General features: G+C 74.8%; 14 protein-coding genes. 5 read left to right on the forward strand and 9 right to left on the reverse strand.

The window, feature by feature from the left end; translation table 11 throughout:
* Positions 1 to 12 precede the first annotated feature (12 nt).
* From OO47_RS11535 to OO47_RS11545, 3 genes are all read right to left on the reverse strand, one after another.
* Complete coding sequence (locus OO47_RS11535; protein WP_234323133.1) at positions 13 to 525, reverse strand: hypothetical protein; 513 nt, start codon at positions 523 to 525, stop codon at positions 13 to 15.
* Entirely contained in the window at positions 522 to 1,424 is a 903-nt protein-coding gene (locus OO47_RS11540; RefSeq protein ID WP_078489591.1) for an alpha/beta fold hydrolase, read from the reverse strand. Before OO47_RS11540 ends, OO47_RS11535 begins: the two co-directional genes overlap by 4 nt.
* A 99-nt stretch (positions 1,425 to 1,523) precedes the next feature.
* On the reverse strand, positions 1,524 to 2,621 hold the full coding sequence (locus OO47_RS11545) for a DUF1152 domain-containing protein (protein ID WP_033208867.1): 1,098 nt from the start codon (positions 2,619 to 2,621) through the stop codon (positions 1,524 to 1,526).
* A gap of 264 nt (positions 2,622 to 2,885) precedes the next feature.
* On the opposite strand from OO47_RS11545, the gene OO47_RS11550 reads away from it, so the two are divergent.
* The gene (locus OO47_RS11550; RefSeq protein WP_030207700.1) at positions 2,886 to 4,271 is read left to right on the forward strand and encodes an STM4012 family radical SAM protein; all 1,386 of its coding nucleotides are present in this window, start codon (positions 2,886 to 2,888) and stop codon (positions 4,269 to 4,271) included.
* Positions 4,272 to 4,286: 15 nt separating this feature from the next.
* On the opposite strand, the gene OO47_RS11555 is transcribed toward OO47_RS11550, so the two are convergent.
* The 3 genes from OO47_RS11555 to OO47_RS11565 all read right to left on the reverse strand — a co-directional run bounded on the left by OO47_RS11555 (position 4,287) and on the right by OO47_RS11565 (position 7,173).
* Positions 4,287 to 5,183, reverse strand: a complete 897-nt coding sequence (locus tag OO47_RS11555; protein WP_030207703.1) for a DMT family transporter — start codon at positions 5,181 to 5,183, stop codon at positions 4,287 to 4,289.
* Positions 5,184 to 5,348: 165 nt separating this feature from the next.
* The gene (locus OO47_RS11560; RefSeq protein WP_030207704.1) at positions 5,349 to 6,116 is read right to left on the reverse strand and encodes an SDR family NAD(P)-dependent oxidoreductase; all 768 of its coding nucleotides are present in this window, start codon (positions 6,114 to 6,116) and stop codon (positions 5,349 to 5,351) included.
* 133 nt (positions 6,117 to 6,249) lie between these two features.
* Positions 6,250 to 7,173, reverse strand: coding sequence for an NADP-dependent oxidoreductase (locus OO47_RS11565; protein WP_030207705.1), 924 nt, complete (start codon positions 7,171 to 7,173; stop codon positions 6,250 to 6,252).
* 125 nt (positions 7,174 to 7,298) lie between these two features.
* Here OO47_RS11565 and OO47_RS11570 point away from each other — a divergent pair, with 125 nt between their 5' ends.
* The 3 genes from OO47_RS11570 to OO47_RS37230 all read left to right on the forward strand — a co-directional run bounded on the left by OO47_RS11570 (position 7,299) and on the right by OO47_RS37230 (position 9,625).
* Positions 7,299 to 8,384: a GlxA family transcriptional regulator gene (locus OO47_RS11570; RefSeq protein ID WP_078489593.1), complete on the forward strand. Its 1,086-nt coding sequence runs from the start codon at positions 7,299 to 7,301 to the stop codon at positions 8,382 to 8,384.
* A 76-nt stretch (positions 8,385 to 8,460) separates the two neighbouring features.
* Positions 8,461 to 9,018 (forward strand): hypothetical protein, encoded by a 558-nt coding sequence (locus OO47_RS11575; RefSeq protein ID WP_030207707.1) that lies wholly within the window; start codon positions 8,461 to 8,463, stop codon positions 9,016 to 9,018.
* A 16-nt stretch (positions 9,019 to 9,034) separates the two neighbouring features.
* Positions 9,035 to 9,625 (forward strand): hypothetical protein, encoded by a 591-nt coding sequence (locus tag OO47_RS37230; protein WP_199812293.1) that lies wholly within the window; start codon positions 9,035 to 9,037, stop codon positions 9,623 to 9,625.
* Positions 9,626 to 9,668: 43 nt separating this feature from the next.
* Here OO47_RS37230 and OO47_RS11585 read toward each other — a convergent pair whose 3' ends face one another.
* The 3 genes from OO47_RS11585 to OO47_RS11595 are packed head-to-tail and all read right to left on the reverse strand — an operon-like array spanning position 9,669 to position 11,493.
* Positions 9,669 to 10,799: an ABC-2 transporter permease gene (locus OO47_RS11585; RefSeq protein ID WP_051715408.1), complete on the reverse strand. Its 1,131-nt coding sequence runs from the start codon at positions 10,797 to 10,799 to the stop codon at positions 9,669 to 9,671.
* 13 nt (positions 10,800 to 10,812) lie between these two features.
* On the reverse strand, positions 10,813 to 11,223 hold the full coding sequence (locus OO47_RS11590; protein WP_030207715.1) for an SRPBCC family protein: 411 nt from the start codon (positions 11,221 to 11,223) through the stop codon (positions 10,813 to 10,815).
* A gap of 15 nt (positions 11,224 to 11,238) precedes the next feature.
* Entirely contained in the window at positions 11,239 to 11,493 is a 255-nt protein-coding gene (locus tag OO47_RS11595) for an HU family DNA-binding protein (RefSeq protein WP_030207718.1), read from the reverse strand.
* Between the two features lie 127 nt (positions 11,494 to 11,620).
* Between OO47_RS11595 and OO47_RS11600 the strand changes: the two genes are divergently transcribed.
* Positions 11,621 to 12,136 (forward strand): 2'-5' RNA ligase family protein, encoded by a 516-nt coding sequence (locus OO47_RS11600; protein WP_030207720.1) that lies wholly within the window; start codon positions 11,621 to 11,623, stop codon positions 12,134 to 12,136.

Consider the following 12,136-nt stretch of genomic DNA (forward strand, 5'->3'; position numbering starts at 1 on the left):
CGGCGGGTCGTCTCAGGCGTCGTCCCGGTCCCGCCCCGGGGACCGCCGCCCCCGCGTCGACGCCAGCACCCCTCCCACGACGGCGATCACCGCGAGGGCCAGGGCGATGCTCACCCAGCCCTCGGTGTCCCAGTAGACGTCCTCCAGGCTGATCAGCAACGCCGCCTCGTCGACGATCAGGGCCGTGCCGACGCCGTAGGCGAGTCCCATCCAGGCACGCGCGCGTGCCGAGCGTTCCACGAGGCCCGCCGCACCCACCACGGCGAGGAGCAGGATCCCCCACACGTAGTGGTGGATGTGCACCCCGCCGGCCTGCACGTCGCCGATGCCGGCCACGTCGATGTGGATCAGCCAGGTGAGCAGGCGCATTCCGCCGAAGGTGAGGGCGAAGCCCCACCACGCCAGGACGAAGCCGCGGCGCTCGGAGGAGATGCCGGGCAGGAGGCGCAGCCACGGTGACCGGTGGGCCGTGGGCGCGGACGTCGGGCGGTGGTCGGGCGACCGCGGGATGTGCGAGGGCGTCACGCCTTCTCCCCTGTCCTTCCTGTCTCTTGTGCTTCTGCCGCTTCTGTTTCTTCTGTTTCTTCTGTTTCTTTCGGTTCTTCCGGTTCTTTCGGTTCTTCTGTTTCCTCTGCCGTGAATTCCTCGATCAGCCGGGCCACGGCCTCGGGCGCGCTGTGGTGCGCCGCGTGCGCGGCGCCCGGGACGTCGACCGCGCGCCCGTCGGGGACCAGCCGGGCCGCGTGCCGGATCCAGGCGTGGGAGGCGATGGTGTCACCGGTGCCGCGGATCACGAGCGTCGGCGCGGCGACCCGGGCCAGATGCCCCTCGAATGCCCCGGCCGCGTCCCGCAGGGCGTGCCGCAGGGACGCGGCGAAGCGGAGGGGGCCGGTGAGCAGGTAGTCCGTCGCGGCCACCCCGAGCAGGGAGAGCGGTTCCCGGGGCGCGTCCGCGAGGAGCCGGCCGCAGTGGCGGAGGCCCGACACGCCCGGTTCGAGCGCCGGGCCGAGCAGCACGAGCCGCCGGACCAGTCGCGGGTGGCGGACGGCGAGGGCCGCGGCCACCTGGCAGCCGACCGAGTTGGCCGCCAGCAGGCTCGGCCCCGGGGAGAGCCGCCGGTGCCAGCGGGCCAGGGCGTCGGCGGCCCGCTCCACGTCGGGCATCCGGCGGGCGGCGGCCCGTGACCACGCGTTGCCCGGCAGGTCCGGCACGAGCACGGTGGCCCCGTTCGCCGCGAGGCGCCGGGCCAGTGGAGTGAAGTACCGTCCCGAGAGGCCGAGTCCGTGCACCAGGACCACGGTCGTCCCGCCCGTCCCCGGCGGGGGACCGAAGGAGCGGGTGAAGAGACCGGCGCGGACCCCCGCCCCCTCCCTCCGCCCGGCTCCGCCGGGCCGGGCGGTGGCGGGGGCGGTCTGCTCGGTCATGTCGGCTCCCTCTCGGTCGTACGGTGCGCTCGTCGTACGGCGCACGAGCGCGGCTGCCCCGGAGGAGTCCCGGGAAACGGCGTCGACCGGGTGGGGGCGTCAGGTGCCGGCCAGGCGCCAGAGAGGGGGTACGCGGCGCGGCGGCGTCTCCGTCCGCAGGACCCGGTAGAGGTCGGCGGCCTCCGGAGGGGTGAGGGCGAGTTCCTCGGTGATCCTGCGGGTGGTGACGTAGCCGAGGCCCTCGGCCGACCGGGCCTGCTCCCACGCGGCGAACCGGGCGAGAAGGGTCGCGGGGTCCGCCGGCGGGCGCGGGGACGGCACGGCGGGCGCCGCCCCGGCCCGCCGCCGTTCGCGCGCGATCTCGGAGAAGCCGCAGACCTCGTACGACACCTCCTCGGCCGCCTCCAGGCCGGAGCAGCGGTCGAGCGCCTCCGCCAACGGGTTGAGCCGGAGCGCCTCCTCACAGGTGAGCCGGTGCACCTGGCGCGCGGAGTCGTCGAGGACCAGGGGGCGGGGGGCGTCACGGGTGCCGCAGACGCCGCGCACGCCCCGGGCGGCCGCGACGAGCACGGCGCCGGCCTCGGACGGGTGCCAGTCGAAGACGGCGAGGACGCCCTCGGTGTCCTCGGGGGCGAGGATGAGGGCCGGCTCGCCCAACCGGGGCATCAGGAGAGGCAGGGGCACTTCGTTGTCCAGGCCGGGCCCGGCGACGTACACGGTCGTGGGGATGCCCGTCGCGGCGCAGGCCGCAAGGGCCAGCGCGTCGCCGAGGGGGCTGCGCAGGGTGGGTTCGTCCCCCCTCGCCACGACGTCCCCGCCCACGTCCACGAGGTCGATCCGGTCGGCCCCGCACCAGCGTGCCGCCGCCTCGATCTGGCGGGCGAGGCCGAGCGTGCCGCCGTAGGGGTCGAGCAGTCCCAGGGCGGGGCGCAACTGGGCGGCCAGGCGGGGCAGCAGCGAGCCGGCCGGCGCCTTCGGCGCGGTCCGCGGGGTGATGAGGGTCAGGCCGGGCGCGGGCGCGAGGGTGCCGGTGAAGTCCGCGGCGCCGCGCGGGCCGGGAACGGGGTCGACGACCAGCCTCTCCCAGGCGTAGGTGAGGACCAGTGCCGGGGTGTCCGGTCCGTACAGCGCCGCGTGCACCATGGCCGCCGTGATGGCGTCGCCGCCACCGCCCGCGGCGACGAGAAGTCGTTTCATGGCGGACACCCAACTCCACGGGCGGCCTCCCCCGCCATTCGGAGCGGTCGGTTCCACCACCCCGACCACCGTACGAACCGAGGCATCCGTGAGGAAACGGCCTTCTTCGCGAAAAGTGCATACGAAACTCCATGCGGCGAAACCGATTTTTTGGCGTTCGAACTAAAGATGCCGACACCGACGTCGCCCTAGGGTCACGGTCTGTCACCCGACGTGACGTCGTCGTCCGAGAGTGAGTCACATCGCGCCATGGGCAAGCCAGTCATGCTTCCGTCGCCGTCGACCCGGCCCTCCCTCCCCGCCGCCTCCGAGGAGGAGAGCCCCTACCAGCAGTACGTGTACGCCTATCCGCACCAGAAGGCCTACCGCCTCCTCGAGAACGGTCCGCTCCTGAGCGACCTGTGGGCGGGCGAGCGCCTCGACGCCCTCTCCTTCTACGCGCACATACCGTTCTGCGAGATGCGGTGCGGCTTCTGCAACCTCTTCACCCGCACCGGCGCCCCCGAGGAGGTGACCGGAGCCTTCCTCGACACCCTGGAGCGGCAGGCACGGGTCACCCGGGAGGCCCTCGACGCCCAGGGCCGGCCGTTACGGTTCACCCTCGCGGCCTTCGGCGGCGGCACGCCGACCTACCTGACGGCCGACGAGCTCGTCCGGCTCTGCGACATCTCCGAGGACGTCATGGGCGTCGACCTGCGGGCGGTGTCCTGGTCGGTGGAGACCTCGCCGGCCACCGCGACCGCCGACCGCCTCGCCGTGCTCGCGGAGCGGGGCGCCACCCGGCTGAGCATCGGCGTGCAGAGCTTCCTCGACGAGGAGGCGCGCGCGGCCGTCCGTCCGCAGAAGCGCGAGGAGGCCGAGGCCGCCCTGGCCCGCCTCAAGGAAGCGCGGTTCCCCGTGCTCAACATCGACCTCATCTACGGCATCGACGGCCAGACGGAACGCACCTTCAAGGTCTCGCTCGACGCCGCCCTGGCCTGGGAGCCCGAGGAGATCTACCTCTACCCCCTGTACGTGCGCCCGCTGACCGGGCTGAGCACCCGGCACGCGGCCACCCCCGCCGAGTGGGACGACCAGAGGCTGCGCCTGTACCGCTTCGGCCGCGACCACCTCCTCTCGGCCGGCTACGAGCAGACCTCGATGCGGGTCTTCCGCCGGATCGGCACCGCCGCCGTCGAGGACACCGACGGCAGCAGCATCAGCGAGTACAACCAGCAGGCCGGCATGGTCGGGCTCGGCGTCGGCGCCCGCTCCTTCACGACCGACCTGCACTACACGACCGACTACGCCGTCGCGGTCCCCGAGGTGCGCCGCATCATCGACGACTACATCGCGACCCCGAGCGACCGGTTCCGTCGGGCCCAGTGGGCGTTCCGCATGGACGGGGACGAGCGGCGCAGGATGTACGTCCTCCAGCACCTGCTCGAATCGTCGGGGCTGGACACCGCCGGCTACGGGCGTCGGTTCGGGAGCCGCTTCGAGGACGACTTCGGCCCGCAGCTCGACGTCCTCCTGGGGAGCCACTGGCTGCGGGAGGACGGCGGCGTCCTCCGGCTGACGCCGGAGGGGATGGCCAGGGCCGACGGGATCGGTCCGATGTTCTTCTCCGCGACCGTGCGGGAGAACATGCGCGCCTACCGGGACCGGTGACACCGCCCGTCGCGGTCAGCGCCCGGCCGGCTCCGGCAGGTGATCCTCCGGAGTCCGGCGGCGCTCCGGCACGGAGACCGTGACCAGGCCGCCGAGGAGCAGCGCGGCGCCGGCGGCGGCGAGGGGCCCCGGCCGCTCGCCGAGCAGCGCCACGCCGAGCACCGTGGCGACCAGCGGTTCCGTCAGGCTCAGCGTCCCCACCGTGGCGGCGCTGAGCCCGCCGACCCCCCGGGTGAAGAGCAGGTAGCCGAGCGCGGTCGTGCCGAGCCCCAGCCAGCCCACCAGGGCGACGCCGGGCGCGGTGGCCAGGCCCCCGGGGGCCATCAGGAGGTACGGGGAGACGAGCAGCCCGGCGCACAGGACGCTGACCGGGGCCGCCGCGTCCAGGTCGGCCCCGCGTGCGCCCAGTTCCTTGGTGGCGGCTATGTAGACGCCGAAGCTCGCCCCGGCCGCCACCCCGTAGGCGACGCCGAGCGCGTCCGCGCGTCCGGCGCCGCCCGGGAGGAGCAGCAGCCCGATGCCCGCGACGGCGCAGACCGTGCCCGCCGCCCAGCGCCGCGACGGCCGCTCGCCGGAGAGCAGGAGTCCGCACGCCCCGCCGACCACGGGCACGGTCCCGAAGGCGACCGCCGTCGCGAGGGCCGCTCCGGAACGCTCGACCGCCTGGAGGAAGCAGGCCTGGAAGGAGGCCGTGACGAGCACGCTCACCACCAGCCACCGGCGCGTCCCGGGCAGCCGCAAGGTGCGCAGTCCGGCCGGCCGCACCGTGAGGGCCGCGAGGACGAGCCCGCCCAGGAGCATCCGGGCGGCCCCGAGCGACACCGGGTGCGCCCCGGTGTCGGCCCAGACCTGCGCCGGCCCCACGGTGCCCCACAGGACCGCCGCCACCAGTACGGACGCCACAGCCTTCACTCCGACTCCCCTCCCACCACGCACGGACGGCGCGAACGTATCCGGGTCCGGCGGACGGTGGCCCCTGGTGAAAACCATGAGATCCGCGCCCCGTGCGCCGCCGATCCCGTGTCTTCGCACCACACCCCTCCCGGCGGACGGCGCTCCGGCGGTAGCACCGGGTGGTCAACTGCGCAGGTGGGAGGCGCCGTTGAGGTCGAGGATCGAACCGGACGCCCATTCCGCGTCGGGAGAGGCGAGCCACAGGACGGCCGCCGCGATCTCGGCGGGGGCGGCCACCCGGCCGAAGGGGCTCTGGGCGCGGATCGCGGCCCCCTCGGGGCCCTCCAGGCGCGGTGAGACGCGCTCGGTGGCGAAGAAGCCGGGCGCGATCGAGGCGACGGCGATCCCGTACGGGGCGAGGGAGACGGCGAGCGACTGGCCGAGCGCGTGGACGGCCGCCTTGGTCGCGCCGTACGCCGGGTGGTCGGGTTCGCCGCGGAAGGCGCCCCGGGAGCCGATGTTGACGATCCGTCCGCCCGTCCCCCGGTCGATCATGCGCCGGGCCGCGAGGTGGCTCAGGTTCGCGGTCGCGAGCAGGTTCACGGAGACGTGCCGCCGCCAGACCTCCACCCACTCCTCGTACGGGGTCTCGGCGAGGGGGTGGCGGAGGTTCACCGCCGCGTTGTTGACCAGCACGTCGATCCCGCCGAGCGCCTCGGCCGCCGTGTCGGCCACCGTCGCGGCCGTTCCGGGGTCCGCGAGGTCGCCCCCGACGAGGACGTGGCCCGCCCCTTCGAGGGAGTCCAGGGTCGCCCGGGCCTCCTCGGCGCGCGAGGCGAAGTGGACGGCGACCCGGTCGCCGTTGGCCGCGAAGGCCCGGGCCACCTCCCTGCCGAGGCCCCGGGAGGCGCCGGTGACGAGGACGCGGCGGCCTGTTGCGGGCAGGTTCATGGGGGGTGCCTTCCGGTCGGGGACGTGCCGTCCGGCATTCTGCACGCCGGGCTCACCCGTACCCGACCGTCCCCCGCCGCCGGCCCGGTCTCCCGGCCCGCCCGTCGGGCGGTCGGAAGGGGCCGGGCGGCCGTCAGACGACCGTCAGGACGATCTTGCCCGTGGTGCGGCCCTCCTCGCCGATCGCGTGCGCCTTCGCCGCCTCGGCGAGCGGAAGCACGGTGTCGGCCACCGGCCTCAGTTCGCCGCGCTCCACCAGGGCCGCGAGTTCGCGCAGGCCGAGGTGGTCGGGTTCGACCAGGACCCATGCCGCCCGCACGCCCTCCGGGGCGGCGGGGACGTCGTCCGGGCCCGGCAGGGTGATCAGCCTGCCTCCGGGGCGGAGCACCTTCAGGGAGCGTTCGGCCGTCTCCCCGCCGATGCCGTCGAGGACGACGTCCACGTCCTGGAGGACGTCCTCGAAGCGGACCTCGCGGTAGTCGATCACCTCGTCCGCGCCCAGCTCCCGCACCAGGGCGTGCTTGGCCGCGCTCGCCGTGCCGACGACGTACGCCCCGCGGGCCCTGGCGATCTGCACGGCGAGGTGCCCCACCCCGCCGGCCGCCGCGTGCACGAGCACGCGCTCCCCCGGGCGGACGTCCGCCGCGTCCACGAGGGCCTGCCAGGCGGTGAGCCCGGCCAGCGGCAGCGCCGCGGCCTCCACGTGGGTCAGGGAGGCGGGCTTGGGGGCGAGGTGCCGGGCCGGGGACACCACGTACTCGGCGTATCCGCCCGCCTGACGGGGGAAGAGCGGCATGCCGAAGACCTCGTCCCCGGGGCGGAGGTGTCCCACGCCGGGCCCGACGGCCTCCACCGTGCCCGACACGTCCCAGCCGACGGCCGGGACCGCGCCCCAGCCGATCAGGGCCCCGCTCGCGCGGGTCTTCCAGTCCACCGGGTTCACCCCGACCGCGTGGACCCGCACCAGGACCTCGTTCAGGCCGGGCTCGGGGCGCTCCACGTCCCGCTCGACCAGGGTCTCGGGTCCGCCCCACCGCTCCACGACCACCGCACGCATGTGTCCGCCTCGTTCCGTTCTCGATCGGCGCGCCCCGGAACCCTTCCGCGGCGACGGGTCCACGATCCGGTGCGGTGCCCGCTCGCAGTATTGGCCGTCAGGCCACTATGTGACAGGATCCGGCCATGGGAACGACGTGCGGCCGGACGGTACGGAACGAGCGGGAAGGGGCGGGGCCCGCGCGGCACCGGATCGCCGTGCTCGCGCTCCCCGGCGTGCCTCCGTTCGAGCTCGGCATCCCCTCCCGGGTCTTCGGCAGCGCCGTGGACTCAGACGGGCACCTCCTCTACGAGGTCACGGTCTGCACGGTCGACGGCGCCCCCGTGCCCAGCGACGCCGGTTTCACCGTGCAGCCCGCCGCCGGTGCCGAGGCCCTCGCGGACGCCGACACCGTGATCGTGCCGCCCACCCACGCCATGCCCGAGCTGGGCCTCGGCGGCCCGCTGCCGCCCGAGGTCGCCTCGGCGGTCGCCGCCATCCGGCCCGGCGCCCGTCTGGTGTCGATCTGCACCGGGTCGTACGTGCTCGCCGCCGCCGGACTCCTCGACGGGCGGCCGGCCACCACCCACTGGCGACTGACACCGGAGTTCCGCCGGGCCTACCCGAAGGTCAAGGTCGACGAGGACGTGCTCTTCGTCGACGACGGCGACGTCCTGACCTCCGCGGGGGCGGCGGCGGGCGTCGACCTGTGCCTCCACCTGATCCGCCGCGACCACGGCGCCGCGACCGCCAACCGCACCGCCCGCATCTGCGTCGTGCCTCCCTGGCGGGACGGCGGGCAGGCGCAGTTCATCGACCGGCCCGTCCCGGAGCCCACCCTGGCCGGGACCACCGCCACCCGCGCCTGGGCCCTCGAACACCTGGCGGAACCGCTCACCCTCGCCCGGCTCGCCGAGCACGCCCGGATGAGCCTGCGGACCTTCTCCCGCCGGTTCCGCGACGAGGTCGGTCTGACCCCCGTCCAGTGGCTCACGGCCCAGCGCCTGGAGCTCGCCAAGCAGCTCCTGGAGACGACCGACCTGCCGATCGACCTCGTCGCGCACCGTGCCGGCCTGGGCTCGGGGAACTCCCTGCGCGCGCACATGCGGACGGCGTTCGGCGTCTCCCCCGCCGCCTACCGCCGCGCCTTCGGCGCCGGCGCGGACCCGGTCCCGGTCCCGACCCCGGTCCCGGTCGCCGGGGGCAGCGACGGGGGCGGGACCGGGACGTGACGTCGCGTCCGTTTGGAGCACGGGGCTCAGGGCAACCGGGGTGCTACGGACAAGACACAGCGAGAGGTGCGAGTCGATGTCGACCGGAATCGTCCTGGCCATCGTCATTGCCGCCGTCGTGGTGGTCGCGCTCGTCACCGTCGCCGCGGTGAACCACCGGCGACGGGCGCGTCTGCGCGACCGGTTCGGACCCGAGTACGACCGGGCCGTCGAGGAGACGGGCAGCAGGCGGGCCGCCGAACAGGACCTCGACGCCCGCGAGCGGCGCTACCAGGAACTGGACATCAAGCCGCTGTCGAGCGGCACGAGGGAGCAGTACGCGCAGCGGTGGAAGGAGCTCCAGGAGGAGTTCGTCGACGCGCCCGAGGGCGCGGTGCACGAGGCCGACCGGCTGGTGACGGCCCTGATGCACGAACGCGGCTACCCCACCGAGGAGTACGAGCAGCGGATGCGCGACCTGTCCGTGCGGCACGGCCGCACGCTGGAGCACTACCGGGCCGCCCAGAAGGTGCACGCCCTGAGCTCCTCGCGGTCGGCCACCACCGAGCAGCTGCGGGAGGCGATGGTGCACTACCGCGCCCTCTTCGGCGACCTGCTCACCGACGGCGAACCGACCGGCTCCCGCCGGTCCTGACGCGGAGGCGGAACACATGTGCGACCACGACACGGCCGAACGGGCGGCGCAGACCGCCCCGTACGAGACGGACACGCAGACGGACACGCAGACGAGCAGGCGGACGGACACGCAGCACGGGACGGACGAACGGTCCGGAACGACCGGCCGGGGTGAAACCGGGGACCGGCGCGGGACGGACGGGCGGCACGGGACGGACGGGCGGCCCCCCGTCCCCGTGGAGCGGAGCACGGCACCGGCGGGGACGTCCGCCCCTCCCGGGCGCTCGGACGTCCGGCCCGCCCCGTTGGCGAAGGCCAGCGGGCACGGGGACGGCGAGCACGTTCCGGATCTGCTCGGCAAGGCGGACGGCGACGCGTACCGCGAGCGCTGGCGCGAGATCCAGGGCCGGTTCGTCGACGACCCGCGCGAGGCGGTCCACTCGGCCGACGAGCTCGTCGCCGACGTGATGAAGACGCTGGCGGAGGCCTTCGCCGACCACAAGCACACCCTCGAAGGGCAGTGGAGCGAGGGCCGGGACGCCGACACGGAGGACCTGCGGGTGGCGCTGCGCGAGTACCGTTCGTTCTTCAACCGGCTCCTGACCACCTCGGCCCCGCAGCGGTAGGGGAGCCGGCGCCGCCGGGAGCGGGGCGGGGCGGCACGGGGCGTCACAGCGCCGCGTGCGCCCCGCCCCGCTCCCGTCCGCCCGGATGGCGGTGCCGCCAGACCCAGAAGACGGCGGAGGACACCAGCGCCCACCCCGTGAGCACCACGAAGGGGAAGAGGTGCTGGTGGCCGCCGAAGTACACCGCGGTGTGCTGCGCGTTCACCGAGGCGCCCGGCGGCAGCCACTGGCCGATGCGCCCGAGCGGCGACGGCAGCAGCGGCCAGGACACCGCGCCGCCCGAGGAGGGGTTGCCGAGGAGCACCATCAGCCCCCAGGTCGGGAGCATGGCCCACCGCCCGATGAGGGTGTTGAACATCGAGAAGACCATGCCGGAGGCGAACATGGTCAGGGCGAGGATCAGCCACGACTCGACGAACGGCAGGTCGAGCGCGCCGAGCAGCCAGTCCACGGTCGCCGCGATCGCGAACCCGCCCAGCAGGGCGTAGAGCACGGTGAAGGCGATCCGCTCGGCGGGGTTCAGCGGCCTCGCGTGCACGCTGAGCTGGATGGCGCCCACGAAGCCGATGATCACGGCGGCGAGCGAGATGTAGAACAGCGCGAGGCCGCGCGGGTCGCCCTTCTGCAGCGGTTTGACGTCCGCGACCGTGACCGGCACCCCGGTCGCCCGGCCCACCTCCACCGCCGACTCCGCGAGGAGCTGGGCCACCGAGGCGCCCGAGGCGCCGGCGACGTCGAGGGCCACGCGGCCGTCCCGCAGGGTCACGACGGCGAAGACCTCCTGTTCGTTCACCGCCTTCATCGCCTCGGCGCGCGTCCGGTAGGGCCGCAGTTCGAGCGAGGAGTCGAGCGCCCGCTCCATCCCCCCGGTGAACGTCCTGCCGGTCGGCGAGTCCGCCGCCCCGAGGACGGCCGTCGGGATGTGACGGGGGGTCGGGTTCGCCATCGCGTACGTGTACGAGCCGGCGAACAGCGCGGCCGCCGCGGCCAGGATCAGGACCAGGACGGTGGCGGGGAAGAAGGGCGAGCGGGTGAACGTGGTCCAGCGCTCGGAGCGGCTCGGCGGTCGGCCGTGGGCGCCGTGGGGCGGCGCGGTCCGCTCCTCCTCCCGCCCCGCGCCGTCTCCCGTGGGACCGTCGTGGGGCGGTGGGCTGTCCTCGTACGTGTCGGCCATGTCTCCACCCTCGTCACGACGAACCGGATGACCGGCTCCACTCGCCCACCAGACGCCCCATGGCCCACCGGGCCGGGCCCGCGTACGCCGCGAGGGCGAGGGCCGGTCCCTCGATCCGCAGCGTCGTGGCCGATCCGGCCGGCCGGGCGAGGACCGCGTGGTGCAGCCGCAGGCGCACCGGCCCGAGGCGGACCCGCCACGTCCACCGCCGCCGTTCCTCGTCGACGGACTCCACGACGAACCGCGCGGAGACGCCGAGGAACGAGACGACCTCGCCCCTCGTACCGGGCGCGATCCGCCCGTCCTCCACGCGCACCGCCCTGATCTGCGGCGACCACGTCGGCCAGAGGGCGGGTACGGCGTACCGCGTCCAGACGTCCTCGGCGGGGGCCGGGCCCTCGGCCCGCAGCGTCAGGGACGTCATCGGCCCGCTCGGCCCTCAGCCGACCCGGCCGTGGACGAACTCGTCGAGGGCCTTGCCCGGTCGCAGCCCCACCTCGCCGTCCTCGTCGTGGAAACTGCCGAAGCCGAGCAGGGTGACCGTCACGCCCTCCCTGAGCGCCTCGGCGATCGCCCCCGCGTCCTCGACCGTGCCGAACACGGCGTCGACGACGCGGCCGATCTGCTCGGAGGACGGGACGTCCCCGTCCGTCACCTTGCGCGTGACCGCCTCGATCAGTCCGGACCTGTCCATGCGACGCACCCACTCCTCGACGGGAAGACCAACGGAGCGGCGACCCCATCACCTGCCGGTCACCGCCGTCCGGGCCACCATCGTCACATCGCCGCCGCTCTTCCGCACGCGGCCGTAGGCTGCCTGTGTGCACAGTGTCGAACTCCTGCCCGACGCGGCGACCGAGCGGGCCGTCCGGGAGGCGTGGCGGCTTCTGGCGGACGCCGGTCTGCCCAGTCTGGCCGGACACCGCCATCCGACGAACCGGCCCCACCTCACCCTCGCCTCGGCCGACGCCCTGTCCGGTGAGGTGCGCGCCCGGCTGCTCCGCGCGTTCGCGGAGGCGCTGCCGGTCCCCCTGCGTCTCGACGGACTCGTGCGGTTCTCCGGCCGGACCCGCGTCCTGGCGTGGGCCGTACGGCCCGACGACGCCCTGCTCCGGCTGCACGCGGAGGTGGGACGGATCCTGCGCGGGGCGCCGGAGAGCGGCAGGCCGAACCCCCTCCTCGATCCGGCCCGCTGGGTCCCCCACGTCACGCTCGCCCGGGGGCGCGGGGCCTTCCCCGACCCGCCCGCCGGTGCGCCGGGCTCCCTGGCCGGGGAGTGGACGGCGGCCCGGCACTACGACTCGGTCACCCGTACGGTCGCGTACCTGACCTCCTGA

This window comes from Streptomyces bikiniensis (assembly GCF_000716625.1).
Classification (GTDB): Bacteria; Actinomycetota; Actinomycetes; order Streptomycetales; family Streptomycetaceae; genus Streptomyces; species Streptomyces bikiniensis.